At 62.2% G+C, this 26,950-nt stretch carries 24 protein-coding genes, 1 tRNA gene and 3 pseudogenes; 8 read left to right on the top strand and 20 right to left on the bottom strand.

Features of this window, described 5'->3' with window-relative positions:
• Positions 1-212, bottom strand: a 212-nt coding sequence (locus AC1DNE_RS24515; RefSeq protein WP_476766660.1) for a transposase, incomplete at its 3' end; no start/stop codon positions are given.
• A 584-nt stretch (positions 213-796) separates the two neighbouring features.
• Between AC1DNE_RS24515 and AC1DNE_RS24520 the strand changes: the two genes are divergently transcribed.
• From AC1DNE_RS24520 to AC1DNE_RS24535, 4 genes are all read left to right on the top strand, one after another.
• Complete coding sequence (locus AC1DNE_RS24520) at positions 797-1,561, top strand: IclR family transcriptional regulator (RefSeq protein ID WP_441473306.1); 765 nt, start codon at positions 797-799, stop codon at positions 1,559-1,561.
• 137 nt (positions 1,562-1,698) lie between these two features.
• Positions 1,699-2,985: a hypothetical protein gene (locus AC1DNE_RS24525; RefSeq protein ID WP_441473305.1), complete on the top strand. Its 1,287-nt coding sequence runs from the start codon at positions 1,699-1,701 to the stop codon at positions 2,983-2,985.
• Complete coding sequence (locus tag AC1DNE_RS24530; protein WP_476766662.1) at positions 2,982-3,584, top strand: protein-S-isoprenylcysteine O-methyltransferase; 603 nt, start codon at positions 2,982-2,984, stop codon at positions 3,582-3,584. The genes AC1DNE_RS24525 and AC1DNE_RS24530 overlap by 4 nt, the downstream gene beginning before the upstream one ends.
• 246 nt (positions 3,585-3,830) lie before the next feature.
• Complete coding sequence (locus AC1DNE_RS24535; protein WP_441473303.1) at positions 3,831-3,956, top strand: ABC transporter; 126 nt, start codon at positions 3,831-3,833, stop codon at positions 3,954-3,956.
• A 998-nt stretch (positions 3,957-4,954) separates the two neighbouring features.
• Here the strand turns inward: AC1DNE_RS24535 and AC1DNE_RS24540 are convergent.
• Complete coding sequence (locus tag AC1DNE_RS24540; RefSeq protein WP_476766663.1) at positions 4,955-5,461, bottom strand: L,D-transpeptidase; 507 nt, start codon at positions 5,459-5,461, stop codon at positions 4,955-4,957.
• 851 nt (positions 5,462-6,312) lie between these two features.
• Between AC1DNE_RS24540 and AC1DNE_RS24545 the strand changes: the two genes are divergently transcribed.
• Together AC1DNE_RS24545 and AC1DNE_RS24550 are read left to right on the top strand one after the other, a co-directional pair.
• The gene (locus tag AC1DNE_RS24545) at positions 6,313-7,047 is read left to right on the top strand and encodes an outer membrane protein (RefSeq protein WP_441473301.1); all 735 of its coding nucleotides are present in this window, start codon (positions 6,313-6,315) and stop codon (positions 7,045-7,047) included.
• 502 nt (positions 7,048-7,549) lie between these two features.
• Positions 7,550-7,738 (top strand): annotated as a pseudogene (locus tag AC1DNE_RS24550) (IS110 family transposase); the annotation flags it as partial.
• A gap of 10 nt (positions 7,739-7,748) precedes the next feature.
• Here the strand turns inward: AC1DNE_RS24550 and AC1DNE_RS24555 are convergent.
• The 4 genes from AC1DNE_RS24555 to AC1DNE_RS24570 form a co-directional block, all read right to left on the bottom strand.
• Positions 7,749-8,201 (bottom strand): Ros/MucR family transcriptional regulator, encoded by a 453-nt coding sequence (locus AC1DNE_RS24555; protein WP_476766664.1) that lies wholly within the window; start codon positions 8,199-8,201, stop codon positions 7,749-7,751.
• A 211-nt stretch (positions 8,202-8,412) separates the two neighbouring features.
• Positions 8,413-8,637: a hypothetical protein gene (locus tag AC1DNE_RS24560; protein WP_476766665.1), complete on the bottom strand. Its 225-nt coding sequence runs from the start codon at positions 8,635-8,637 to the stop codon at positions 8,413-8,415.
• 235 nt (positions 8,638-8,872) lie between these two features.
• Positions 8,873-8,948: transfer RNA gene (locus tag AC1DNE_RS24565), tRNA-Cys, on the bottom strand.
• Positions 8,949-9,008: 60 nt separating this feature from the next.
• A complete protein-coding gene (locus AC1DNE_RS24570) occupies positions 9,009-9,218 on the bottom strand; it encodes a hypothetical protein (RefSeq protein ID WP_476766666.1) in 210 nt (69 codons plus the stop codon).
• Positions 9,219-9,968: 750 nt separating this feature from the next.
• Between AC1DNE_RS24570 and AC1DNE_RS24575 the strand changes: the two are divergent.
• A pseudogene (locus tag AC1DNE_RS24575) lies at positions 9,969-10,076 on the top strand (transposase); the annotation flags it as partial.
• Between the two features lie 92 nt (positions 10,077-10,168).
• Here the strand turns inward: AC1DNE_RS24575 and AC1DNE_RS24580 are convergent.
• Positions 10,169-10,411 (bottom strand): annotated as a pseudogene (locus tag AC1DNE_RS24580) (PHP domain-containing protein); the annotation flags it as partial.
• A 90-nt stretch (positions 10,412-10,501) separates the two neighbouring features.
• Here AC1DNE_RS24580 and AC1DNE_RS24585 point away from each other — a divergent pair.
• Entirely contained in the window at positions 10,502-10,774 is a 273-nt protein-coding gene (locus AC1DNE_RS24585; RefSeq protein ID WP_441473297.1) for an MOSC domain-containing protein, read from the top strand.
• Between the two features lie 87 nt (positions 10,775-10,861).
• On the opposite strand, the gene AC1DNE_RS24590 is transcribed toward AC1DNE_RS24585, so the two are convergent.
• The 13 genes from AC1DNE_RS24590 to AC1DNE_RS24650 all read right to left on the bottom strand — a co-directional run bounded on the left by AC1DNE_RS24590 (position 10,862) and on the right by AC1DNE_RS24650 (position 26,697).
• Positions 10,862-11,308 carry a DNA-3-methyladenine glycosylase gene (locus AC1DNE_RS24590; protein WP_441473296.1) on the bottom strand — a complete coding sequence of 149 codons (447 nt, stop codon included), beginning with the start codon at positions 11,306-11,308 and terminating at the stop codon, positions 10,862-10,864.
• Between the two features lie 7 nt (positions 11,309-11,315).
• Positions 11,316-14,183, bottom strand: a complete 2,868-nt coding sequence (locus tag AC1DNE_RS24595; RefSeq protein WP_441473295.1) for an autotransporter family protein — start codon at positions 14,181-14,183, stop codon at positions 11,316-11,318.
• 191 nt (positions 14,184-14,374) lie between these two features.
• Positions 14,375-15,148: an SDR family oxidoreductase gene (locus tag AC1DNE_RS24600; RefSeq protein ID WP_441473294.1), complete on the bottom strand. Its 774-nt coding sequence runs from the start codon at positions 15,146-15,148 to the stop codon at positions 14,375-14,377.
• Positions 15,149-15,317: 169 nt separating this feature from the next.
• The gene (locus tag AC1DNE_RS24605; RefSeq protein WP_476766667.1) at positions 15,318-16,967 is read right to left on the bottom strand and encodes a tetratricopeptide repeat protein; all 1,650 of its coding nucleotides are present in this window, start codon (positions 16,965-16,967) and stop codon (positions 15,318-15,320) included.
• Positions 16,968-17,286: 319 nt separating this feature from the next.
• Positions 17,287-17,619 (bottom strand): cupin domain-containing protein, encoded by a 333-nt coding sequence (locus AC1DNE_RS24610; RefSeq protein WP_265055132.1) that lies wholly within the window; start codon positions 17,617-17,619, stop codon positions 17,287-17,289.
• Positions 17,620-17,664: 45 nt separating this feature from the next.
• Positions 17,665-18,543 carry a branched-chain amino acid ABC transporter permease gene (locus AC1DNE_RS24615; protein WP_476841252.1) on the bottom strand — a complete coding sequence of 293 codons (879 nt, stop codon included), beginning with the start codon at positions 18,541-18,543 and terminating at the stop codon, positions 17,665-17,667.
• Positions 18,536-19,339: an ABC transporter ATP-binding protein gene (locus AC1DNE_RS24620; RefSeq protein ID WP_476841253.1), complete on the bottom strand. Its 804-nt coding sequence runs from the start codon at positions 19,337-19,339 to the stop codon at positions 18,536-18,538. Before AC1DNE_RS24620 ends, AC1DNE_RS24615 begins: the two co-directional genes overlap by 8 nt.
• On the bottom strand, positions 19,336-20,301 hold the full coding sequence (locus tag AC1DNE_RS24625; protein ID WP_441473290.1) for a branched-chain amino acid ABC transporter permease: 966 nt from the start codon (positions 20,299-20,301) through the stop codon (positions 19,336-19,338). Before AC1DNE_RS24625 ends, AC1DNE_RS24620 begins: the two co-directional genes overlap by 4 nt.
• Positions 20,270-21,031: an ABC transporter ATP-binding protein gene (locus tag AC1DNE_RS24630; protein ID WP_441473289.1), complete on the bottom strand. Its 762-nt coding sequence runs from the start codon at positions 21,029-21,031 to the stop codon at positions 20,270-20,272. The genes AC1DNE_RS24625 and AC1DNE_RS24630 overlap by 32 nt, the downstream gene beginning before the upstream one ends.
• Positions 21,028-22,167 (bottom strand): ABC transporter substrate-binding protein, encoded by a 1,140-nt coding sequence (locus AC1DNE_RS24635; RefSeq protein WP_476841254.1) that lies wholly within the window; start codon positions 22,165-22,167, stop codon positions 21,028-21,030. Before AC1DNE_RS24635 ends, AC1DNE_RS24630 begins: the two co-directional genes overlap by 4 nt.
• A gap of 93 nt (positions 22,168-22,260) precedes the next feature.
• On the bottom strand, positions 22,261-23,811 hold the full coding sequence (locus AC1DNE_RS24640; RefSeq protein WP_476841255.1) for a hydantoinase B/oxoprolinase family protein: 1,551 nt from the start codon (positions 23,809-23,811) through the stop codon (positions 22,261-22,263).
• 23 nt (positions 23,812-23,834) lie between these two features.
• Positions 23,835-25,898 (bottom strand): hydantoinase/oxoprolinase family protein, encoded by a 2,064-nt coding sequence (locus AC1DNE_RS24645; protein ID WP_441473286.1) that lies wholly within the window; start codon positions 25,896-25,898, stop codon positions 23,835-23,837.
• Between the two features lie 4 nt (positions 25,899-25,902).
• On the bottom strand, positions 25,903-26,697 hold the full coding sequence (locus AC1DNE_RS24650; protein ID WP_441473285.1) for an IclR family transcriptional regulator: 795 nt from the start codon (positions 26,695-26,697) through the stop codon (positions 25,903-25,905).
• Positions 26,698-26,950: the final 253 nt, after the last annotated feature.

A 26,950-nucleotide genomic window follows, 5' to 3' on the forward strand; every position in this document is an offset into this window, starting at 1 on the left:
GCGACGAGCTTGCGCAGCTTCGCGTTCTCGTCCTCGAGCTGCTTCAGCCGGCGCATCTCGGCCGGCAGCAGCCCCTCGTACTTCTTCTTCCAGTTGAAATACGTCGCCTGGCTGATCCCGGCCCGCCGGCAGATCTCCGCCACCGGAATTCCGTCCGCGCCCTGCTTCAGGATGAACGCCTTCTGGGCGGCCGAGAACTTCGAATCCTTCATCGTCTTCCGCTCCTCCCAGCTCATGGGAAACGACGCGGAAAACTCTAGCTCAAAGCGATCCAGTTTTAAGGGCTCAGATCAGGCTGCGCGTCCAAACGCAATTACAGCTGCCCCGACCCAAAGCGTCTATTGGCCTTAGGGTCAGTATTCCGGAGCTCGCCCCTCGACGTTGGGATCAGGAAGTCCATGCATCGCGAATCGCAAAAACTCTGAATCCCGAATCTGTGCAAGCGCCGGAGTTTGGCCCGGGGCGCTCCGCCGTCAACAAACTGATTTAAAAGCGATTTTTCCGTTTTCAGAGGGGCGCGGCCGGCACCGATTTGAATGATCTATACGCTGCTGCCGTATAGTCATGCTTCGGTGCCGGAACACAGAGGTTGCCGCATTCACAAAGCTGGGGAGCGGTTCAAATTGCGCTGGCTCCGGATTGGTGATCGGATCACAATCCTCGTGAGTACGTGAAACCGCAATGACGCGCTGACAACTGATGCAAACGACTGCGTTGGAGGACGCATCCAGTGTGCCTGGCCTTTCCGACGGAACGGATATGAATTCTCAACCATCGCAAGATCGTGAGCTCGATCATGAACATATCTTTCGAAGAAGGACTGGCGGTTCTTGAGGCCCTCGCCAGAAGTAATTGCCCCAGTACGATTAGCCAGATAAGTCTGCAGACGCGTTTCGACGAAGACACGATTCAGAATACATTGAGAATCCTTGAGATGACGCGATACGTCTCCGTATCACGCCATTCTTCGCGGGTTGCTCTATCACCAAAACTCTGGAGCTTAGGTTTTTGCTTGAAAGACCCGACAGACCTCAAGCGTGTGGCAGAACGGCACCTTTCAAAGCTCGCGATGGAAACCCGTGAGTCAGCGTGCTTGGCTGTGATTGCAGATAAAGAAATTGTAATTGCCGCCGGTATCAATGCTCCTGAACCGACTGTGACTGAATTCGATGTCGGAACTAAAGTGCCAGCCCGGCATTGTGCAGCAGGAAAATCGATCCTCGCATTTCAATCGCTGCAGATAATGCGTGAATTTGAGACAAGTGTCTTTGAAGTCGCGAGAGAAAAATCTGACGTCGAGGCATTTCGACGCGAACTCGAGCTGATCCGAGCCCGAGGATATGCTATTGAATTCGGTGAAGCAGGTGGAATGAGGTGCGAGGTCGCGGCGCCCATTAGATGTGCCGATGGAGTGATCGAGGCAGCCGTCGGTATATCAGGACCATCAAACCGCTTAACCTCAGAAGTGATTCCAGTGATTGCAGAGAATATCTTGGAAGCGGCCGAAGAAATTTCGCGTGAGTTGAATTATTTGAGCGGCGGCACAGCGTTCAAATCTTGAAGTGCCGCGGCTTTTTGGAGAGCGACTTGAACCACGAATCGACCAACTCGCGCACCCGAACTATGGCAAGGAATGCTCTCTGTCGCGGCACATCCCGCGATCTCGACGCTGCGGTGCGATGACCCAGGCTCAACGGATTGGCTCCCTTTCTGATCGGACAAAGCGACAAGACTATGGGGCTGAGCGGTACGACGGCAATGACCGAAACTCGGGTCCTTAGGCGTCGAGTGTATCATATCGGCGGCTACGACCCGGCGCCGCCATCGGCGGTGTTCGAACGATTCGCCAAGGAGTTGCGACGTTTCGAGCGTGCTTGGGGCGCACACACGACAATCTCTCAACTTGTGGTCAGTGGGGATCTCGCCGCTTGGCAAGTGTCTGCGTCGGGCTCCAACTGGCGTACCGAAATTGAGATGCGACTCGTCCGATGGGATGATGTGATAACCAGCGCAGGCACGCGGCCAACATGGAGCCGCCTGGTGCCTGCGATAGTAGCTTTTTACGATTTCCTGATTGCGGGGGCTTTGGTAGCCTACCTGCGGTCGAGCTGGCGATATGCCATGTTCTTCATCTATCCGTTCCTGATTCTTGCGTTGATCGCGGCACTCTCCGTTGGAGCTGCAATATTCACTCAGAATCTTCTAGGGAATTATTTTGCATCAATATTGAGTTTTCTTATCAGCGCATATCTGTTGTTGCACGCAGCAGACCGCTGGTTATATCTCAGTCTATTACTCGAAGATTGGATTTTCTCTAGCCATTACGTCCGCAGGGGGGATAATAATTTAGGCGATCGCTTACAGCGCATCGCGGCTGATATCGCAGACAATACCCGAATGGAGGCGGTGGACGAGATTCTCATTGTCGGGCACAGTTTAGGCGCGGTGCTTGCCGTCGATCTCATCGATCGCGTGATGAAAATCGAATGCGATCGACCTGGAGCCAACCGGAAGCTGGCCTTTCTGTCCGTCGGAGCTTCCATTCTCAAGATTGGGCTCCATCGCGCCGCATCCGGATTTCGCGCCGCGATCGGACGAGTAAGCTCCAATCGCAACGTGTTTTGGGCAGATTACAGGGCTCGTTCCGATGTTATGAATTTTTTCGGGGCGGAGTTGCTGCTACACTTGAATCTCCCCCCTACCGACTCCCCCGTCGTCCGGAATGTGAGCATCCGACGGATGATCGCTCCGGAGCGTTATCCACGAATCCGAAAGAACTGGTACAAAATGCACTGTCAATTTGTGAGAGGTAACGACCGACGAGCAGCCTATGATTACTTTATGGCGACCTGCGGGCCAATTTCCGCGGAACGGATCGCGCGATCGGAGCGAGGCGCGACAGATTTGTTCGATGTAGACGGCAGATTGATCGAATCGGCCAACTTCGCAGACGATATCAAGACCGTGGGGACGGCAAGACCATGACCCTTTCTGTTGCGAAGGCGATCTACCTAATTCTCGCAGTTGGTTGGTACGTGATCCGCATTCCTCACGAGCGGCGTTCTCGTCGGACTCCTATTTCCCGTTCGGCGCGCGGGATCAAGGAACGAATATTGCTTTCTATTTCTTTTACTGGCTTAGGTATCTTGCCTTTTTCCTACATTGCCTTCGGCTTTCCACGTTTTGCAAAATACACATTCCAACCCTCTCTTGCTTGGGCAGGAGCAGTTACTTCTATGGCAGCGTTGCTGCTGTTTTATCTTACCCATCGCGCCCTGGGGCGGAATTGGTCCGTTTCTCTAGACCTTCGTGAGAGCCACAAATTAGTGACAGATGGAATTTATACGTATTTGCGTCACCCGATGTATTCAGCCTTCTGGCTATGGGCCATTGCGCAAGCGCTTCTTTTGCCCAACTGGATTGCGGGCCCGGCTGGCTTGGTGGGATTTGGTACGCTCTATTTTTTTCGGGTCGGCGAGGAAGAAAAACTCATGAGAGAGGCCTTCGGAAACGAGTACCGGGACTACATCAATCGAACCGGCCGCATCGTCCCACGCGTGGGCAGCGTTCACCCGCACCGCTAACGAAAGGACAGGGACGCGAGTAAACTTGGTTCCGTTTTGCCGCGCGCATGTTGTTTGGCAACCATAACTCGTCGTAGGCGCCCCCCGGGATATTTTGCCAGTTGAAATTTATCATGGCATCTGAGACTGTTTGAGGGTGCCACACGACGATTTGAATACGAAATTGTTCGGCACCATGTTGCGCAATTACACTGGAATATAAATTGCGCTGAGCTGAGAATGGGCTTGTTAACTGAGGGCGAACCGATGAAAAAGATCGTAGTGTTGGCCGTATCTGTTGCACTCATTAGCGTTGGCGGGTGTGCTTCCATCGGTAAGGGGAAGGGCAAAGCTCCGCCTCCGGCTGCTGCGCCCATCGTAACCAAGGGCTAGCGTCGTCAGTCAAGAAAGCGGTCGAGTAATCGACCGCTTTCTCCTTGGGTATTGCAATACAGTATTCGGCGTGCGGAAATCCTGCATCCGTGCGCGTGCTTGATCGGGAGGCCTGCGATGCGGTTTGGGACAAACCCCTCAGTTCGCTCTTGGATCTTGGCTTGTGGCCTGGCGGGCGGGCTGCTGGTCTCTGGATACGATATAGCGGGCGCGCGCGATCGCAGCAGCTTCCAAGGTGGGGGGCACGTATCTCCCTCGACGAATGTGGTCTCCACATCCCGGCTGTCATACCCGTCACGCGAGAAGGCGCAGTATTTTGTCGAGTTCCGCTCCCGTTACGCCCTCAGCTATGGCCACACGTTCTTGGTTCACGGGCGCCTTAACGCGAGAGGTGAAATAGGCCCGGTAACGGCGGATCAGGTCGCGGGGCTTCACCCCGCTGGCGAGGGACCGCAGCTATGGTCGGTCGGCCACGTCGTTCCTGTTCCAGCAGAAACGGGCCCGAGCGATGGCGATTTGGAAGATCAGTACATCTCCAATCGCTTCCGCGTGCTGCTGGACGAAGCTCAGTACCGCCGCGTTTTAGCTTATATCAAACGCAAGCAAAGAACTGCTACGATGTGGCATGCCGTTCTTTATAATTGCAATCGTTGGGTTGGCGAGGTAGCGCAATTCATGGGAATGGATGCTCCGGATAATACGCTATTGTACCCAGCGGATTACATATCTAGCCTTCGGAGTCTCAATGACCGTAAGATGCTGGAGCCGCAATTTTCAGCTCACCGAACTTGGTAAATGCTGCCGGACGCCGCAGCACTCCGAGTACGATAGGGAGAAGCCCACGCGAAATTCAAGTGCTGCAATGTTCGTGTCGCTGCGGGCCGGCCGCCCTCCTTTCGGCGGCATCTATCTGAATGCATTGCTCCGAGAATAATCGGGGTGCAACAGAGAGCCTCGAGCGTCTTGATATTTGCTTCGATGACGCTCACCATATCCACCTATCGAAGGACGATAACCGGTGTTCCGATCGAAACTCGGCCGAACAGATCGATTATATCGTCGTTAAGCATGCGGAAGCACCCATAGGACGCAAACGTTCCGATAGAATCGGGCCTGTTTGTTCCGTGGATCGCGTATTGCCCTCCGCCAGAAAGCGTCAGAGCGCGGGCACCCATAGGATTTCGCGGAGACCCTCCCGAAATTACATCCGGAAGTCTTGGATTATCTCGCTTTATCTCAGTGGGTGGCGACCAGGCTGGATCAATATACTTTCCTTCTATTTTTACGGAGCCTACCCACTGCTTCGTTGATCTGCCGACCGCCACTCGATATCGAATAGCCGTGCCGTCCTCCAAAATTAAATATAACTGTCTGTCTTTTGTCTTGATGACGATGGAGCCAGGTTCTTCCTTGCCGGCGTAGGAAACGGAATCTCGGGCGCTGACAGGGGAAACCAGCAGGAGTGCCGCGAAGATCGTCGGCGAGAGCGTCCGGCAATTCTGCATTCCACTCTCCTGTCCGGTCGGTTCGGCGCACGAATTGAGGCTGCTGACCCTGCTCCGGTCATCCTCAGCGTCACGTAACGTGCCCCAGCCAGAGGCATTCGACCGAAATCATATTCTTTTGTTCTTCCGGAATTCAAGTTCGTGATCTCAGGCGAATTCTGCAGCGCCGATTGCCGAAGATAATGTCGTGAAGCATGATCCGGTTCCGATTGATCAAATGCCCTCTCCTGCAGCCGATCCTCAAGTCTCTTGATGACTTGCTGTCGCGTCAGAGCGCTCGTCCGGCATTTTTGCTGACGTGCGGCGGGGCATCGCGTTGGCTTGGCACAAGAGGCCCTCCTCGATTGTCATATGGTGTTTCGATGCAGAAGCCTGAACATGCCTCGGCCGCCGATTAATCATTCGAATTCAATCGCTATGTGTACTTGCAGAGGAGCGCGCGATCGGAGCCGGTCGTGTCCCTCTGAAGCGGTAAAATGACATTCAAATCTGTTGGTTGACGGCAGAGCGCACGGGTGGTCCTGAGCCCTGGAAACTGGACCGCTTTGGGTTAGGGTTACAACCATCACCGACGAGCCAATAGGCGCATTGCGGATGCCCGCAGATCCGGCCATCGGGCCGTCCATGCTGTGCCCGGCAAAAAGGCGGGCAGATACCAGCCAAAAAACTGGCCACCCTACTGAATTGTCAGCGTAATCGAGTGCCCGGATTTCGATTTCTCCAAAGTGACGAAAATATCACTTCAAGACGGATTTCGGCGCGCGTCGTTTGCGAATGATCGTCATTCACTTCCCGCTAATGCTTTCGTGTGCAACCAATAGGGTCTCCACTGTGCATGGGAGGAGGATCACATGCGTCTACGCCTTGTATCCACTGCTCTAGCAACATGCCTTGCTACCTCGACCTTCGCCGCCGATCTTCCGAGCCGCGCGCCACCAGTCGCCCCCATCGTCTACGCACCGGTGTTCACATGGGCCGGACTTTATGTGGGCCTCAACGCCGGCGTGGGATGGGGGGACTCAGGCGGCGTCATCGTCACAGGGCCGACGGGTGCCTCTTCCGCTTCTCTGGGCGGCGGCAGCAGCGACGGCCGCTTCGTCGGTGGCGCCCAGATTGGTTATAATTGGCAATCCGGCGCCGTAGTTTACGGCCTTGAGACCGACATCCAGTATGTCGACACGGGCGGCGGCAACGTGGCCTGGGGACCCTACACCTGGTGGGCAGGCCGAGGCGGTGGCGATGGCGCCTATCTCGGCACCGTTCGCGCCCGCCTGGGCTACGCTTTCGACCGGACCTTGATCTACATCACGGGTGGCCTCGCCTATGGTGGCCTCAACACCAACCCGCTCACCGGCAACTCCACGAGCAACGCAGGCTGGACCGTCGGTGGTGGCGTCGAATATGCCTTCACCAACAACTGGATCTTCAGGGTCGAAGGTCTTTACGTCGATACCGGCGAAGGCAGAACGACGCGGGCCTTTTTCAACCCGGCAGGCGGCGCTCTTCCGGCTGGAACCTATACTGCGACAACCAGCGGCGGCGGCGGTGCCGGGCTGGTTCGAGTCGGCGTGAACTACAAGTTCTGAGACGAATACGTGGGACCTGGGAGCAGCCCGGCGCTTTGCGCCGGGCTGTTTAGCGAGGCTTGGATTGCAAATGCAGTTGCTCGGGCTGCGGCCGCAGGCCTCGCCAATACCCTTGCTACACATGCGCTGGTCATTGGCCGGCAGAGCGTGCCCGGCGCGCAATCTGATCAAATTCGCCCGGCGAGCGCGTCCGTTCCTCGCATATCCGGATCGGCTCAGGACAGCCGGGCCGGGAAGACCGCGTCCACAATTCGAACATCAGCTCGACGAAACCTGCATCGGCGAAGGGTGCGAGCATTGGCTCGCACAGCCATTGAAATTCTCAATGAATAGCCCCGACCGAAAGCATATTTCCCAAAAGGCGCTGCTTGGGAAGAGACTAGGCGCCCTTGCGCCGAGGACGACGACTTCCGCGACCGAATTACCGGCGCCAGAAATCGGACGATCCTGACGTCCGCTAACGGGATGGACCGGATGCTCCCGCCGCCGCGTGAGCTGCGGCGTCGGCTTCGACGCGAACGGCAAGATCGCCTTCCGACGCAAGATCCCGCGCTTGGCGCTGGAGGAGACCTTCAAGACCCTCCCGGGCTGTATCGTCGGGATGGAGGCGTGCCTGAGCGCTCATTTCGTCGCCCGCACGTTGCGCAGTCTCAGGCACGAGCCCCGCATCATTCAGGCGAAGTACGCCAAGCTTTCCGCGGCTAGGACGCTGATGTTGTCCGCCTGCCGCGCGCGGCCTGCTTTACCGGCACGGCAGCGGCCTTCCGGCCCAGCCCCATCGACTTCGCGAGGTTGGAGCGGGCTTCCGCATATGCCGGCGCGACCATCGGGTAGTCGGCCGGTAGGCCCCATTTTCCGCGGTACTGTTCCGGCGTCATACCGTACTTCGAATTCAGGTGACGCTTGAGCGATTTGAACTTCTTGCCGTCCTCCAAGCAGATGATCCAGTCCGGCGTGATGGATTTCTTGATCGGTACCGCCGGGGCAAGCGTTTCCACGGGTGCCGGGGGCGGTTCTTTGCCCAACCCGGCTAGAGCGCCATGCGTGCGCTCGATGAGGCCGACGAGCTCGGCTTGAGGCACGCTGTTGTGCTGAACATATGCCGCGACAACCATCGCAGAGAGTTCAAGCACAGCCTTGTCGTCGCCAGCCATCATAAGCCTCCATCGTTATGAAGGGGGCTTAGCAGATCAGGCTGGCTGGGCAATCCTGATCTAAGTTCAATCATAGCATCCCGACTCGATTGCAAGGCCAAGCTATCCTCTCCACCCCCCGTCAGGATATTGTCCTCAGCGCAATGAAATTGCCCAGCGAGTTGGATTGCCGGGCATTTTTGACGACTGGGGAACGAGTTGCCCGCTCGTCCTACGAGGCTTCAGTATGGCCGATGCCGTCCACGAGCATGTTGCAGCCGCGCGAGGCGAGGCCCCACCGTCGGGTCACGGCGCCTGCCGCCGCGGTCAGAACGCCGCCCGTGGTCTGAGCGATGCCCAGGTTCTTCTCGCCGACGCCGGCGCCGTTAACGGTGTCCAGCTTGGCATCGGTCATGGCGACGGAGACTTCGGAGCCGGTGTTGCGAGCGTCGGTCATGTCGATCTCTTCATGTGGGCCGGTAGTTTCTTCGTCCGGCCTGATGAGAGGCATTTGACCGTGGCGCGCTTACACACGCCTTACAGCCCCGTTGAGAAGCCCCTTAGCGGAAGTCGAGATGCCCGAGTTGGGTCGGGAGCCGACGTATTCAGGAGGTTACGGAGATGTTTGGCGGCCGGTCCCGCTTCGGCGGGCCGGGCTTTCTTCGATTCAAAGCAGGATGATCGCGCTCATCTGGAGGCCTCGCGTTGGGTTCGAACCGAGGATGTGAGGACTTGCGATCCCCCGCGTAGCCATTCCGCCACGAAGCCGTTTGAGGGGTCTACAGCTGCTGCGCTTGCTAGCCTGTTAATTTTGTAGGGAATTGCCTTTCACTGCTTCGGCTGGTGTTTCGCCTGCTCTAGGCTGGCGCGGGCTAGCATCGCTTCGAGCTGGGCGAGCGCGGTCATGGGAAGGACGAGCAGCAGATCGGAGTCGCCCGCCGTCTCAAATTTCACTGCGGCATCGCCGCGCGCGTCGCTGCTCACCTGGATCTTTGTCGGCTGAATCACCGGGATCTCAACGGTTGGCTTTTCGGACATCACTTGGCTCTCTCAGCGTATTGTCCAATCAGCCTCGATCCCGCTTCGGCGGGGCAAGGCCTTTCATTTTGGAACTAACCTCGCTGGTTCGCGTTTCCAAGCCGGATTTCAGAGTATTGCTCGATCTCAGGTCGAGCAATGGGGCTGGAGGCCCACGTGAACCCCGCCACCCCATGGCGGGGTTTGCCGTTTCAAAGCATCACCCCTTAAGATCTGCGCACCTCAAAGGTCGTTGGGACAACGTTCATCTTTCGCCATCAATGTCTCAAAGCGCCTTCGATGCGGCGTGGCGCTGAGTTGCCGCGTCTCCCCCAAGCCGTGGGTGGCTCGGCGCCTTTTTCCCGCTATCCCGCGAGGGCGTCCCCGATGTCCCGCTCAAGCTCGATCACGATGCGCCGATAGTCTGCCGCGATAGCAACCGCCGCCGGCTCCGCTTTCTGAGACCACCGGATGTAAGCGAGTGATGCTAGTTCATAGCTTTCATAGAGGTCGAGAATCGAACCGTGGGCGGGTCGCTCAAGCTCGCCCCGCCGCTCGGGTCAGCGGAGCATCAGCCGAGCCAGCCCTGATTTCTGTTCTGGCGTCATTGCGACCGCTGCGATCAAAGGCGCAAGCCAATCCCTCTTTGGACCCGCAAATATTGCCCTTTGGGTCCAAGCTTTCGCGCCTGTCTGGATTGCGCCCCTTGAGGCGGACATGGTGACGGCCAGCAATTGACGGGGAAGCCGGGCTTTCGAAGGATGAAAGCCCATGGTTCGACATCGTTCCCACAGCATCGAGTTCAAGCGCCAGGTAGCCCAGGATTATCTGGCGGGGGAGACGCTCCATAGCCTCGCTCGAAGGCACGATCTGTCGCGCAACCTGATCCGCATTTGGATTCAGAAGTTCGAAGCCGGCGCCTTCGACGACGAGGCGGCCGCCGCCGTTACGATCGAAGCCTACGAGGCGCACACCCACTGCATAACGATCTCGCGTCGATCATGTTCGAAGTCGACATCGATATCGGGCGGCTCACGGCGCTCCTCCGAGACGAAGCGCTCGAACAGGAGATCGTTGACGCTGGGATCAATCGAGGTAATGCCGAGAACGAAGCAGACGGCCGAGTTCGCGGCCGAGCCCCTCCCCTGGCAAAGGATATCGCGCGAGCTGGCGAAGCGAACGATCGCGTTCACCGTCAGGAAGTACGGCGCGTACACGCGGGCGCACGGGGCTCGTCAGGTCACTTTAATCCAGGCCGAGCATCTCGGTACTATCGCCAGCCATCTCTCGGCCGCTCACAGGTTTTGCCGGGCGACCTGCGCCGTAACGTCGTTACTCAAGGCATCAATCTGCTCGCGCTGAAAGACAAGCGCTTCAGGATTGGCTCCGCAATCTTGCAAACCACCGGAGAATACCATCCGTGTTCGCGGATGGAGGAGATACTCGGCGTTGGCGGGTACAACGCCGTTCGCGGGCTCGGCGACATCACTGCCCGCATCATCGAGAGCGGTATGGTCAAGGCCGGGGACGGCATTGTCGTCGATTTCGGAGACCGACTTGCAGGCGGATCTGCCTAGGTCCACCGTCCAGAGACGTTGTTGGCCTCAAACCTGCTCTGTTCCTTGCGTCAGTCGCACGCACGCGACAATTTGCCGCGACGCCGCTTACCTCCCAGGCTTGGGGAAAGCGCGCCTCACGAACCGCGAACCCGCAAAGCCATATCGCCAGGGCTGCTCGGCGGCTTTCGAAATTCCAATGCGAGTGCTGCGAGAAATCTCCGGCGCATGTGATCGGTCGACAATCGAGAACGGGCGGCGTTCCAAACTCAGCCCATTATAGGCGCCCGTTATCCCAAGCGCCTGGGCCAACCGTCCCGGCCCATTGCATAGGGTTACCGTGCTGCGGCGACGCGCCCGCATTTCGGCCAGCCCATCTGTCGGCTCGATGGCCCTAAGCAAGACCGCGCCAGCGCCTTCAGCGACGATATTCAAACACCAGTGAAGCCCATAGGACCGATAAACGTAAGCGTGCCAGGAAGGCCCGAACATAGCCGCATTTCGCGGCGTCAGACCTCGGAAGCTGTGCGAAGCTGGATCGTCAGCGAGAGCCACCCTGTTTTCACCAACGAATGCTCAGCCCTCCGCGGCCGGTGATGCTGTGGCTGTCGGCGAAATGGGCCAGGCTGGTCTGGGCCTCGACCTCGCCATAGAGCGCATAACGGCCCCATTCGTATTTGGCGCCGAGGCCGAGCCCGCCCCAGAGCCGCTCCTGACAGCTGGTTAAGCGCGTGCCGGCGAGCGTTGCCGTCGTTCCGTCAAGGAATTCGTAATGCAGGTTGGCGATGCCGTAGAGCGAGGCATTGACCTGTCGTCCTGCGTTGTCGCGCCAGCTCTGCCGGTAGTCCGCGGAGATGCCGAGCCGCCCGCGCAGGCTGGCGCCATCGCCGAGCGCGACGCGGGCGCCGAACGGGTCGATGAAGCTGTCCGCATCGATATGTGAATAAGTCAGCTGCGCCTGTGGCGTCAGAGACCAGGCGCCTGATAGCGCGATGCGCTGTCCTAGTTCGAGCCCCAGCGCATAGCCGAAGCCGGCCTTGCCTTTGGCGAGCTGGCGCCCGGCCGTCGTGGACGACAGGTCGCTGTCGAACCAGCTGAGCTTGGTCTGCGCGTCGGCATAGAAGCCCGTCGCGCCATACCATGTCAGCGCCCCGCCAAAGCCGCGGCCCGAGGCTCTGATCTTGCCGCGCCCGAAGACCGAGGCGATGTCGGCCAGCGCTTCGCCATGATGCAGCGAGACGCCACCGACCAGCGTGCCGGCATCGCCTGCGAAAACCTGCCCGTCGGCGCCGGCCTGCAGGCGCCAGCTATCGATCATGTAGCTCGTGCCGGTCGTCGAGAAACCCGGCGTGATGCGACTGTGGGCTGCATCTATGCGGGCCCAGATCGCCCTGCCTGCCGCGTTCGCCGTGTCATCCGTCCGGCCGTCGAAGCGCTCGCCGACGCGCTGACGCAGCGTCTGGAGCTCGTTCAGGCTCTGCAGGACCTGGCCATAGGCTTCATAGATGGGCGCTCCCGGTTGGTAGATCGGACCGACGTCGGTCGGGCCGCTCGACGGTGAGGTGGAAGACGGCGGCGCCATATAGGCAGAGCGCAGATACCAGTCGCCGTCGTTCGGCGTGCTGATGCCGTTCTTCTGCAGGGTGTAGGCATAGGCGCCGGCGACGACGGCCTGCTGCCCCTTGAAGACATAGTTGCCCTGGAGCGTGAAGACGCCGTTCGAGGCCCCGCCGACATCGACGATCTTGATGCCCTCGATGGTCTGTGCGCCGGCGCCGCCCTGGTTCAACACCGTGACGAGGGTCGTTCCCGCGGTGCTGCCGGTGATGACGAGGCGGTCGGACGGCGAGGAATCGCCGCCGAGCACGGTTTCGATCTCGAGCCTGCCACCATTACCGAGATAATTGCCGTTGATCGTCAGCGTGCCGATCGAATTGCCCGGCGCGATCATGCCCCCCGGCTGATTGATCGTGGCGCCGACAGTACCGATGCCCTGGAGGCGGCCGCCGATGACCTCCATCGTCCCGCCAAGGATACCATTCACGGCGAGCGTGCCCGCCACCACGCTGCCGGCGCCGGTGAAGGTCGCGCCGCTGTCGCCGGTCAGCTCCAGCTTGCCCGCTCCGTCCTTGATCAACGCGCCTGCGCCGGTGAAGCTGGGAGACATGCCGATGTCATGGCCATCCGTGTCGATGACGACGCCATTCCCGGAGAGGTTGATGGTGCGGGTGTCGAAGCCTGCGAAGAAATTGGGATTGTCGTCTGTAGCACGCAGGAGGCCGCCATCGAAGGTGACGCTCACAGCGCCATTACCACCGAAGATCCGTCTGGTTTCCAGGACGCCTCGATTGTTCGTGGGGCCCTGCAGAAGCAGCGTCCCGCTGGCGACTGAGCTCTCACCGATCCGGACTCCGCCCTCTGCGCGAACCAACCCGCCATTCTCGACCGTCAGCGAACCGGTTCCGAGATTGCCGATGGTGAGGTTATAGGGCGACATCAACCACTTCGACCCCGCTCCCGTCACGGTGACGGTGCCGGTGTTGTTGGCGCCGATATAGCCCTGATTGCTGGTGACGGTTGCGCCCGCTTCGATGCGCAAGGTGCCCACGTCGAAGCTGCCAACGGTAAACTGTCCGGTACTGGTCCAGGTCGTGCCCGCGCCGGTCAGTACGACGTTGCCCTGACCGCTGCTGCCGACGAGACCCTCCGTGCTCGAAACCGTTGCGCCGCCCTCGACGCGCAAGGTTCCGGCGCCGGCCCCACCGACGGTCAGCCGGCCGCTGTTCTGCCAGGACGAGCCAAGTCCGCTGACCAACGCATTGCCCCCGCCGCCGATACCGCCGTCGGTATTCGACACCCGGCCGCCAGCCAGAATGTTCAGTACTCCGACGCCGCTATATCCGACATAGAGCTCACCGGCATTGGTCCATGTCGAGGCCATGCCGTTGCTTTTAACGCCCGAGACCGTGACCGTGCCCTGGCTGCCCAGATCGCCGGCGATATAGGCGCTTAGGCTGCTGACTTTGCCGCCATCGAGGATGGTCAGCGAGCCGGTGCCGGACTGCCCGACGACGAGGTCGCTGGTATTGGTCCATGTCGATGCATTGCCGCTGCCATCGATGCCTGAAACGGTGACCGTGCCATTCCCGGCCACATCATTGCCGATCGTGCCGAGATCGTTGGTGACGGTTCCACCGGCCGTGATGTTGAGCTGGCCAATACCGGTATCGCCAACCAGGAGATCGCTCCCAACGGACCAGTTCGGTGACTGGGCAGGGCCAGGGTTCAGATCGCCGCTGCCTGTAACCGATTGCGCGTAGGCTGGCCGCATCCCGGCGGCACAGAGCAGGGCGGCGATAGCCGTCGAGAGAAGCTGCGGCTGGCGGGAGAAGCCGGAGCCGACATGGCTCCTGATGGTCCGTCTCAGCACGTCTCAGCCCCCGGCGCGATGTCGCTTCGTGTTCGTTCCGTTCCCCGCATAGGCGCATATCCACGCGGAGAATCTTGCTGCAAGCGAATCGACGCTGCCGATTGCATAGGCTGACGTTCAATAGTTAATCGCAATGGCAAGGTGCGGCCTCTCCGGAACGACTTTCGGTTCCAGAGAGCAGCCGGACGATCTCACTTGGTGGTATAGCCACCGTTGACGAGAATGGTCTGTCCGGTCATCCACCAGCCATCCGAGACCAGAAAGCGGATGAAGGGCACGATGTCCTCGATGTCGGTCAGGCCCGTCTTTGTAAACTTAGACAAAGCTGCCGCATTCTTGTGATAAGCTTGAGCGTCGGCGTTTTCGGCAGGGTAGAAGAAGGATGTGTCCATCGGGCCCGGGCCGATCGCGGTCACCGAGATGCCCCGCTCGCCGAACTCTTTCGAAGCTGCGCGAGTGAAGTGCTCGACCGGCGCCTTCGTGCCGGCATAGGCGGCGTAGAAGGGTGTGTAGGCGCCAAGCAGCGAGGTCACGAGCGTGCAGATCTTACCGTTGTCATTGACGTGCTTTCCCGCCTCCTTGAGGAAAAAGAAGGCGGATTTCGAGTTTACCGCAGTCATTTCGTCGTACTCGGCCTCGTTGATCTCGACGAAGGGTTTCTTCAGAACCTTGCCGACCGTATTGATGGCGATGTCCGGTTTACCGATGGCGGCGACGGTGTCCGCGAAGAGCTTCTCGACCGCGCCGGCCGTGGTCAGGTCCGACTGAAGGGCGATGGCCTTTGCACCGGTGGCCTTGATGGCTGCGACCGTCTCATCCGCCGCGGGTTTGGTCGCGCTCGTGTTGTAGTGGATGGCCACGGCCTTCGCGCCGTGCTCGGCCAGATCACGGGCAAGCAGCCCGCCGAGGTTCTTCGCCCCGCCAGCAATGAGAACCGTCTTACCCTTGATGCCGTGATCGAACATGTTTCGCCTCCACTGGTCGCGGAAGCCAAAACGCGACCCTCGGCGAAACTGATAACGTTTTGGACGCCTGACCAGAGCAGCGACAGTATGTGCTCCTGACTCCCCTTGACGAGGCGGGCATTTTGGAGTTTGGCGCCAGTTGCGGAAGATTCGTGGCTTTCCGGCTCTTTCAAGGATCGATGCGAGTATCGGTCACCGCGAACCCGGCCTTGTCCAGGCCCTCCACGATATGGGCGATGTAATCTTCCTGGAACTTGCGCCCGCGCCAATCGGCATAGAATTCAGCGGTGTAGTTAGGCCTTAAACGGCGCAGGATTTGCAGATGCATCTCTGCTTTGGCTGTGGCGCCGAGCTGCCCGCAGACGGCCGCCAGCATGACATGCATGAAATAATACTTCTCATCGATGCTCAGGTTCGAGGCCAGCTGCAAGGCGCCCTCGTAGTCGCGCTGGCGATATAGCTCCAGGATCGGGACACCGTATGACATCGCCGGATGGTAATGCTCGCGCGCGTTCGCACGCCGCACGAGTTCGACCCCTTCCTCATAGCGACCCATGACATAGAGCCGATTGCCCAGCGTCAATTGATGCTCGCCGGATCCCGGGTTCTGGGTTATGGCCCGCCGCCCGGCCCTTTCGAATTCCTCGAACTTCCCCATGGCGAACAGCACCGTCGAGCGCATGCTGTGAGCCAGAGCCGAGTGCGGCGCGACGCGAATGGCCTCGTCGGCCATGTCGAGAGCTTCCTGCAGGATCCTGCCACCCTCAGCCGGCCGGGCGTAGAGACCTCGAATCTCGTTCATTTGGATATAGGACAGCATGGCCCAAGCGTCCGAATAAAACGGCTCCTCTCTGACCGCGGCCTCAAGGCATTTCCGGATATCCTTCTGCTCTGTGTCGTCGAGGTTCGCCAGGTAAGTGACGGCGTGCACGACACAGCTATAGGCATCCTGGTGCTTGTCCGGGTGGAGTTTGCGCTCATTCACGTTGATGATGCCCCAGCGCTGCCCGATCTGCCTTGCGACGGTTTCGCCGATGGCCTTCTCCGCCGCCATCATCGAGGACGCTCCGGCTGACTCGATTTCCTCGCGCGAAGCCAGAATGAGCCCCGACCGGTGCTCGCTCAGCATCCATTGGCATCGCAGCGTTCGTTCCTCAGCGTCGGCGGCGACGTCGAGGACATAGAGGCTGCCGGCCCCGCTGGGACGCAGCGACGCGACGAGCTCCTCAAATGATTTGTGAGGCTCGAGACCGGCGATGCGCAGGCCGTGATAGGCAACGAGAGCAGCGACAACTGAGCGGATCGTGCGAGACGATGCCTCGCTGGAGCCCCCGCCGGCCGCTGCCCTGACCACAATGATCGGGATCTTGTGCTCGGGCCCCCGCTGGCCTTCTTCCGGCGGCGCTTGCGCCGACATAGGCCGAAGCCCCGCCCGAACCAGTGTCTCGTTGCTGCCCGAAATCCCGGCCGCTTTCGCCTGACGATGCTCGAAGCGCGGGACGTATCCGCCGACGGGCAGATGAATCACCACGTTCTCCGCGGCGCCATCAACAGCGTAATAAAGGGCCAGTGCCGAACGCAGGCGGGTTGCCTCGTTGCGAACGACGGCATCCTTGGCGGGGTCGAAGTCGACGCCTTTGCCAAAGACGTCCACAGCGATCGTGTAGGCCTTCAGCTGGGCGCTTTTTCCCTCGATGGCCTTTTCGACGACATATCGGAGGAAGCGCGCGCCTCGTGCTGAAATCCGCGTGCTCGGCGCATTCAACAGGTTGTCGAGCGCCGATGCGATTTCCCTCTCTTCAACGCCACCGATAGGCATAACGCTGCTGGATCCACCCTGCCATGCATCCCACGTGCGGGGAGCCGATTGCCACGGGGCGCAGTAATCTTTGCCTGACTGCGCTTTGCTTCACTGCAGCATAGCGCTCCGCGTTCAACAATTGTCCGCCCCCAAAATTTCCGGATATTTTGCTCACGGTCCCGATGCGCTCCAAATGGCGCGAGACAATTTCCGCCTTAAGGCATCCAGCCAACGCCAGCTGACACCGGCTGAGTAGGCACCCAACGCCTGCTTCCGGGCAATGGCCCAATGTCCGCAACTGGCGCGCTACCGACGGAAAATCATATGAGTATCCAGCCTAAGCGTATTCGGGCCGGCGCGGCGTGAACACATCAAGATTGATCACCGGCTCATCGCCGACGACCTCGCCCCAATGCTCGACATTCGACGGGATCACGACTAGCCCCCCGGGACCGATCAGATGCTCCTCGCCGCCGATGAAGAAGCGGATGGTGCCGCTGACGATATACGCGATCTGCTCATGGGGATGGCTGTGCGGTTTGGGCTCGTGTCCAGGCATCAGCCGGTGCAGCGCCACCGTCGCTGCATTACCGGAGAAGGCCTTGCGGTCTACACCCGGGCGCACCGGTGTCCACGGAATCTGGCTCCAGTCGATCTTGTGAATGTCCATGGCAGCGGCTCCGATCGTCGCTCAGTCAGATAGTCACTTGGGTGGTCATTTGGCGGCGCCGAGGATCCCCGACGGGCGGATGAACAGGAACAGCAGCAACACCGACAGCGCTGCGACATTCTTCAATCCGGCGCCGAAGCCAACGATGGCGAGCGCCTGCAGCAGGCCGAGCAGCAAGCCGCCGAGAAAGGCGCCGAAAGGCCGCCCGAAGCCGCCGGCGATCGCGGCGATGAAACCGCTGATCGCGAAGGGCACGCCGACATTGAAGGCGGTGTATTGCGTCGGCGTGATCAGGATGCCGGCGATTGCGCCCAGCGCGGCGCTCAGCGCGAAGGCCAGCGCCAGCATGCGCGAGATCGGGATGCCCTGCAGCGCCGCGGCCTCGCGATTGATCGAGCAGGCGCGCATCGCCTTGCCGGTCCGGGYCAGCCCGAAGAATGCGGCGAGCGCTGCGACGATCGCGAGCGAGCCGCCGACGATCCAGATCAATTGGTAGCCGATCGCGACCGGGCCGATCATTAGCGGCGGCCGGTCGGTGAAGACGGGCAGCGTCTTGGGCTGGTCGCCGACCGCGATCAGGGTCAGCCGCTCGACCACGATCTGTGCGGCGAGCGTAGCAAGGATCATGACGAACATCGTCGCCTTGCGGTTCCAGAGCGGCCTGACGACGACGCGCTCGATCGCGACGCCGAGGATCGCCACCGCCGCGATCGCGATCAGCGCCGCCAGCGGCAGCGGCACGCCGTTCCGCGCGAACAGCACATGGGTGATCATGCCGCCCAGCATCACGAACGCCCCTTGGGCAAAGTTCACAATGCCGCTGGCGTTGTAGATCACGCAGAAGCCGATGCCGATCAACCCGTAGACGCAGCCGATGCCCAGCCCGCTGACCAGGACCTGGGGGATATAGGACCAGTCAGCCATGGGGCGTCTCCTGCATGGTCGGCTCGCCTGCGGACGATTTTCCGGTGCCCAGATAGGCCGCGATCACGGCCGGGTCGGCGCGGACTTCGGCCGGGGTGCCTTGCGCGATCTTGCGGCCGAAATCGACCACGATGACGCGATCGGCGGTGTTCATCACCAGCGTCATGTCGTGCTCGATCAGGAGCACGCTGGTGCCGTCCTCGGCGATGCGACGGATGATCCGCGACAGCGCCGCGGATTCCTCGGTGTTGAGGCCGGCGGCCGGCTCGTCGAGCAGGATGAGCCGCGGACCTGCGGCCAGGGCGCGTGCGAGCTCCAGCATGCGCTGGCGGCCATAGGGCAGCGCCGAGGCGGGCTCGTCGGCCATCGCCGCCAGCCCGGCGAAGGCCAGGAGTTCGCGCGCGCGCGCCTCGACCGCCGCTTCCTCGCGGCGCGCCGAATCCGGCCGCAGCAGTGCGGCGAACAGGCCGGCCTTGCCCTGCAGATGGCAGCCGACCTTGAGGTTGTCGAGCACGCTGAGATCCTCGAACAGCTTGACGAGCTGGAAGGTCCGGACCAGTCCCGCCCTGGCGATGTCGGCCGGCGGGCGGGCGGTGATGTCGTTGCCTTCGAAGATGATGCGGCCGACGCTCGGCGGCAGGAAGCCGGAGATCAGGTTGAACAACGTGGTCTTGCCGGCGCCGTTGGGGCCGATCACCGCGGTGACGCCGTCGGCGGGCACCTCGAACGAGACGTCGTCGACCGCGACCAGCCCGCCGAAGCGCCGGGTCACGCCTTCCAGGCGGAGCCGGGTCATGACCGGCCTCGCGGCGCGAACAGGCTGGAAAGGCCGCGCGGCGCATAGATCAGCAGAAGGATCAGCGCCGCGCCATAGGCGAGGTCCTGATACTCCTTGAAGGCGCGGAAGGTCTCGGGCAGCAGGCTGACGATCAGTGCCCCGACAAGGGGGCCGGCGACCGTGCCGATGCCGCCGACATAGAGCATGGTGAAGGTGACGATGACCATGTGCAGGCCGAAGACCTCCGGGCTGACGAAGCCGACGACATGGACGAAGAGCGATCCGGCCAGTGCCGCGAAGCCGGCCGATAGCAGGAAGGCCGCGAGCTTGTAGCGGGAGACGTCGATGCCGAGCGCGGTCGCCGCCTCCTCGCTGCCGGCGACCGCCGAGAGCGCGCGGCCGAAACGGGAGCGGCGGATGCGCGCGGCGGCAAAGGCGCAGGCTGACACGACGAGCGAGAGCAGGATGAGCTGGCCCCTGTCGGAGGTGACCTCCCAGGGGCCGATGCCGAAAGGCGGGATGCCAGAAATGCCCATGTAGCCCTGCGTCACCGACTGCCATTCTACCGTGATCTCATAGGTGATCAGGCCGATCGCCAGCGTGCCCATGGCGAGGTAATGGCCCTTCAGCCTGAGCGTGGGATAGCCGATGATGGCGGCGGCGAGCACGGCCGCGACCATGCCGAGCACGGTGGCGGGCAAGGGCCCCCAGCCATGGCTCGTCGTCAGCACGGCGGAGAGATAGCCGCCGATCGCGGCGAAGGCGTTCTGGCCGAAGGAGACCTGCGCAGCGAAGCCCATGAACAGGTTCAGCCCGGTGACGAAGACCGCATAGATCAGGGCGAAGGAGACGACGGTTGCCGCGTAGCCGCCGACGACCATGGCATAACCGACCACCACCGCGGCGAAGAGCCAGGGCAGCAGGCCGACCAGCCTGATCGGGCGCCGTTCAGGCGAAGTAATGCTGTGCGAGATCGTCATGGGAGGTGATGTCACGCGGATCGAGTTCGGCGACGATGCGCCCGAGCGAAAGCAGGTAGACGCGGTTGGCGAGTTCGAGCGCCAGCGGCGCCTTCTGCTCGACCAGCACGATCGCCAGACCTTCGCGGTTCAGGAGGCCGAGCGTCTCCAGGATTTCTCCGGTGACGCGCGGCGCGAGGCCGAGCGAGGGCTCGTCCAGCAGCAGGAGCTTCGGCCCCGCCATTAGCGCCCGGCCGAGCGCGAGCATCTGCTGCTCGCCGCCCGACATCGAGCCCGCGGCCTGGCCGAGCCGTTCCTTCAGGCGCGGGAACAGGGCCAGCACGCGTTCGCGCCGGCGGTTGAACTCGGCCTTGTCGCGCAGGCGATAGGCGCCGAGTTCGAGATTATCGGAAACGCTCATGGGCGAAAACAGCCCGCGTCCTTCCGGAACCAGCACGATGCCGCGCGAAGCGACCGCGACCGCATCGTGCCGGGGTAGCGCCTCGCCCCGGAAGCGGACCTCGCCGCTATTGGCCGACAGTCCCATGATGGCGCGCAGCAGGGTCGACTTGCCGGCGCCATTCGGGCCGAGCACGGCGACGAGCTCGCCTTCGCCGATGCGCAGATCGACCCCGTGCAGCGCGTGGATATGGCCGTAGCGTGCGGCGAGGCCGGTCGCGGCCAGGATCGGCGGAGCCGAGTTCGGCAGAGCTGCGCTCCCCTGTGTGCCGGCCGCGACCGCCGGGATCATTGCACCACCTTGACCTTGCCGCCTTCGATGGTGGCGAGCACGAAGGGGTTCTCGGTGATGCCCTGGTGGAGGTCCGGCCGGAAATTGTAGATGCCGGTCGTACCCTGGAAGCCGGTCAGCTCCTCATAGGCAGCGCGGACCTTCTCGCCCTCGAAGGACTTCGCCTTCTCGATCGCGGCGATTGTCAGCATGACGCCGTCCCAGCCGCGCGAGGCCCAGTTCGGATCACGATCCCTGAACTTCTCGCGCCAGGGATCGAGGAAGGCCTTGATCCCGGTCTTGAGCGGGCCTTCGGGCAGCGCTTCATAGACCTGCGAGGGCGAGGCGACGAAGAGGAACTTGTCCCCGAGCACCTCGGCAACGGGGCCGAACACGGCGAGATCCTCGAGGCTCGTCAGCAGCAGCATGTCGGCGCCGAGCTGCTTGATGTTCTTGGCGGCGGTGAGCGTCGTGCCGCCGAGCCCGATCTTCAGGATCGCGCCCGCGCCGGCCGCGCGGGCCTTGCTGATCTGCACGCTAAGATCGGCATCGTCCTGCTTGTACTGATCGACCGAGACGACCTCGAGGCCATATTTCGCGGCGTTGCGCTCGGCCACGCTCTTCTGGAGATTGGCGTAAGGAGTCGGGTCGTGCAGCACCGCGATCTTGCGGATCTGCGTTTTCTCCTTGAGGTATTCCAGGCGCTTGTCGACCTCGAAGCCAGCGGGCGGCAAGGTGGTGAAGGCCCAGGGCAGATGCTCGGCCTGCGTCGGCAGGATCGAGCACAGCATCATCGGAATCTTGGCGCGCAGCAGCAGGCCAGCGGCCGCGAAATTGCCGGCCGAGACGCAGCCGCTGACGAAGACGTCGACCTTGTCCGAGCTCAGCATCTTCCGGTAGACGGTCGCCGCCTCCTGAGGCTCGGAGCGGTTGTCCTCGACGACGACCTGGATCTTGCGGCCCATCACGCCGCCCTTGGCGTTGACCGCGGCGGCCGCGAGTTCGACACCGTCGCGCCAGGCGCGGTCGACAGTCGCGGCATAGCCGGTCAAACCGGCTGAAACGCCGATCTTGTAGGGTTCCTGCGCATAGGCCGGCATCGCGCCGGCCAGCGCGAGGCTTGCGGCAAGGCAGGCCGCCAAAAGGGTCTGCTTCATCATTTCTCCTCCCGTTTTCCCTCGGTTCGGGCTGGTGGCCCCGTTCCGAGGCCCCGCCTTTTTCTTGGCTTTTCAGGCTGGTGGTGGTTGCCGTCAGGTTGTCGGCTTGCCGTAGCCGCCGCCGCCGGGCGTCTCCAGCAACACGACGTCGCCGGCTTGCATGGTCAGCTTCTTGGCTTCGCTGACGGATTTGCCGTTGACGAGGAAGCGGCCAGGCGCACCGGACAGGCCTCCATCGATGCCGTCGGGACCGCGTTCGAGCCGGCTCGGCACGGCATTCAGCAACCAGGGGTGGTCGGTGCGCATATGAAACTGGATGATCTGGCCGTCGCCCCCCTGCATCCGGCCCCTGCCGCCGGAGCCCGGCCGCAATTCCTTGCGATCGAAGACAATCGGCATCGCCGCTTCGAGGATCTCGATCGGCACCGCCGCGACGCCGGTCGGGTAGCAGGTCGCGCTCGGTCCGGGCTTGCCGGCGCGGGCGCCCATGCCGCCGGAATAGTTGAACATCGACGAGGTGAAGGCCTCGCCGCTGGGCTTGCGGCCCTGGATCTGGATCGTCCAGACCGCGCCCGAGCCTTCCGCCAGCACGCGCTCCGGCATGACCTGATGCAGTGCTTTCAGGATCGGCATCGGCACATACATGCCGACGACATGGCGCGCATTCACCGGTGCCGGATAGGCGCAGTTGACGATCGAGCCAACCGGCGCACGCACCTCGATCGGCGCCAGCGAACCCGTGTTGTTCGGCAGGTCCGGATTGAGGCAGGAGCGGATCGCGAAGGTCGAATAGGCGTGGGTGTAGTTCAGGACGACGTTGATGCCGGTCGTCGTCTGCGGCGAGGACCCCTCGAAATCGACGATGATCGAGCCGCTCTCGGCATCGACCGTGACGGCCGTCCTGAGCGTGATGATCTCGCCGCCGGGAACGTCGAAGATCGCCTCGCCGTGATAGGTGCCGGCCTTCAGCTTGCGGATGGCGTTGCGCGTCGCCTCCTCGGAGCGGTCGATGATCTCGTCGGACAGCGCCTCGATGTCCTCGATCCCGTAGCGCTCGCACAAAGTGATCAGGTGGTCGGCCGCCGCCTCGCCGGACGAAACCTGCGCCGAGAGATCGCCGAAGACGGCATCGGGCGTGCGGACATTGCGGCGGATAATATCGTGCAGCATTTCGCTGGGCTTGCCGCGCTCATAGAGCTTGAGCGGCGGGATCCAGAGGCCTTCCTCATGCACGTCGCGGGCGCCGGCACCGATGCCGTAGCCGCCGATATCGGTGTGGTGGATGGTCGAGCCGATATAGGCGAGCAGCTTCTCCCCGTCGAAGATCGGCGTCAAAATGGTGATGTCGAAGAAATGCCCGGCCGAGAGCCAGGGATCATTGGTGATCAGCACGTCGCCGGGCTCGCAGCGGCCCTTGAACAGGCGCACCAGATGCGCCCCCGCGAAGGCGAGCGAGTTGATATGGCCGGGTGTGCCGGTATTGGCCTGCACCACCATGCGGCCGCGCTGATCGAACAGCGCGCAGGCGAGGTCGCCGGCCTCGCGCACGATCGGGCTGAAGGCGATGCGCTGCAGCGCCTTGGCCCGCTCGGTGACGATGCCGATCAGGTTCGACCAGAGGATTTCGAGCTCGACTCCGTCCATTGGATGTGACCTTGCCATCGGACTTACCCTTTCGTGGCGACGATGCAGCCGAGCGCGTCGATCGTCGCGCTCCAGCCGGGCGGCAGCGCGGTCGTGGTCTCGCGCTCCTCGATGATGGCGGGGCCGGCGACGGTCTGGCCGATGGCGAGCGCCGAGCGCTCGTAGACGGGGACGGACTGGCCGTCCTCCCAGGCATGAACCGGCCTGTGGCGCTTAGGCGCCCCGGCGGCGATCTGCGACCGGGCCTGGCCGTCGAAATGCGGCAGGGGCCCACGCGCGACGACACGCCAGGTCACGAGTTCGATCGGGACATGCGAGGGGTTGACGCCGTAGAGCGTGCGATAGGCCGCCTCGAATTGCGCGGTGAGCGCCTTGCTGTCGCGGCTCTGGCGCGGATCGGCCTCGAAGATGATCGTGACCTCGTGCTGCTGGCCGACATAGCGCATATCGGCGCCGACCAGGATCGTGACATCGGCGGCTGCGCAGCCGGATTCACCCAGCGCCGTCAGCCCTTCCTTCTCGAGGTCGCCGATGACGCGATCGACGCGCTCCCAGTCGAGATGGTCGATCCGCGTCAGGTCGCTGCGCACGAGATCGAGCCGGACGGGAGTGACGAGCGTGCCGAAGGCCGAGAGCACGCTCGACTGCGGCGGTACGATCACGCTGGTGCTCTGCAGCAACTCGGCGACGCCGCAGGCATGCAAGGGGCCGGCGCCGCCGAAGGCGAAGAGCGGTAGGCCGCGATAATCGACGCCGCGATCTGTCGCATGGGTTCGCGCCGCCGAGGCCATGGCTTCCGTAACGATGCGGTAGATGCCACGCGCCGCCTGCGCGGCATTGAGGCCGAGCGCCTCGCCGAGCCGCGCCATGGCCGCGTCGCAAGCGGCCTTGTCGAGCGACATGTCGCCGCCGAGGAAGTTCTCGGCATCGATCAGGCCGAGCACGAGGTCGGCATCGGTCACGGTCGCGTTCTTGCCGCCGCGGCCATAGCAGGCCGGTCCCGGATTGGAGCCGGCGCTTTCCGGCCCGACTTTGAGCAGGCCGAGATCGTCGACATGGGCGATGCTGCCGCCGCCGGCGCCGATCTCGATCAGGTCGATCGAGGGCACGGTGACCGGCAGGCCGCTGCCCTCGCGGAAGCGGTAGCGCCGGTCAACCTCGAACAGCCCGGTGATCAGCGGCGTGCGGTTTTCGATGAGGCAGGCCTTGGCGGTGGTGCCACCCATGTCGAAGGACATCAGCCGGTCGATGTCGAGCAATTCGGCATAATGGCAGGCCGCGAGCGCGCCGGCAGCCGGGCCGCTCTCGATCATCCGCACGGGGTTGCGGCCCGCGGTCTCGGCCCCGACGACTCCGCCGGAGGACAGCATGATCAGCGGGGTGTTGGCGAAGCCCTCGACGCGCAGCCGGTCGCTCAGCCGCTTGAGATAGGGCTGCGAGATCGGCATCGCATAGGCATTCACCGTCGCCGTCGAGGCTCGCTGGTATTCGCGGATCTGTGGCGCGACCTCCGACGAGGTGCAGATGAAGACGTCGTTGAGTTCGCGCGACAGGGCGACTGCGACCAGCGCCTCGTTGTCCGGGTTGGCGAAGCTATTGAGGAAGCAGATCGCAACAGCACGCGCGCCGCTGGCCCGGATATCGGCCGCGAGCTCTGCGATATCCTGCGGACTCGGTGCGAGCGCCACCGTGCCATCAGCCAGGACGCGCTCCTTCAGGCCGAAGGTCAGCTCGCGCGAGACCAGCGGCTCGGGGAACTCGATCTGCGGATCGTACATGTCGTAGCGATGCTCATTGCGGATCGAGAGCACGTCGCTGAAGCCGTCGGTGACGACGAGCGCCGTCGGCAGACCCTTGCGCTCGATCAGCGCGTTGGTCACGACGGTCGTGGCATGGACCACAACGCCGTCGACCGCGCCGGCGGCGATGCCGGCCTTGCCGAGCACGGAGTCGACGCCCCGGAAGAAGCCTTCCAGCAGATCGTGATGCGTGGTCAGCGTCTTGTCGACGCTAAGCCCGCCCTGCGGGTCGCGCAGGACTATATCGGTGAAGGTGCCACCGATATCGACGGCCAGCGAGTAGGTCATGCTCTCAGTCTTTCCAGGTCAAGCCACGCGAGATGCGTGCGGCGCTGCCGACGACCTCACGGATCTGTTCGGGATCGGGAACGGGCGGAATGAACTGCGTCGCGCCGACGATGGCGATCGAGCCGACGAGAACCTTGCGGTGGTCGAAGACGGGGGCGGCCACCGTGTTGACGCCGGTGATCACCTCGTCGGGTGCGGTGGCCCAGCCGCGTTCGCGAACGGCGTCGACCTCGGCAAGCAGCGCTTGCGTTGAAATGATGGTCGCTGGCGTCCAGGCTTCGAGCGGGCCGTTGGCGATCGCGGCCGTACGCTCCTGCGAGCCGAAAGCGAGCCAGATCTTGCCGTGGGCGCTGGCATGGAAGGCGAGCCGCGTGCCGGGCCGAGTGGAGAATTCGATGAGCGTCCGGCCCTGGATCAGTTCGAGGACGATCAGCTCGTCGTCGATCGCGGCGCAGACGGTGACCGCCTGGCCGGTGTGGTCGCGCAGGGTCATCAGTTCCTCGCGCGCGGCGCTGACGATGTCGAAGCGTTGCCGCAGCGCCTCGCCCAGCACCATCAGCTTGATCCCAGCCTCGTAGCGGCCGGTCTCGACCTCCTGCCGGACGAAGCCGTGGCGCTGCAGCGTTACCAGGTGCCGATAGATCGTCGCCTTCGACGCGGAGAGCGCCTCGGCGATCTGGGCCAGCGAAGCCGGGCGGCTCTGCTGCACCAGATACTCGACCGCGTGAAGTGCGAGATCGAGCGTGCTGGTGCCGGCAGGCGCAGGCTTCCCCGCAGCTTTTGGCAAATCCGTCGACAAGAGCGTTCCTCGTATTTCATTTCATATAATGAAACGTCATTTTATTATTTGATACGCTATGGGTTAACTGAGGCGCCTGTCAAGTGTCGGCCGAGGCTGCGATGTCCGGAGCGGCGAAACATTTGGGTTAGCGCATCGATCGGTCGGCGATGCTGATGAAGCGCGCAGCCTCCGCGAATATCAGCAGCCAAACGAAGCAGCGCTTCCGGCCCGCCGCTCGAACTATGACGCCAGGCTCAAACGAAGTGGCCCA

Source organism: Allobosea sp. 05L423 (genome assembly GCF_056397745.1).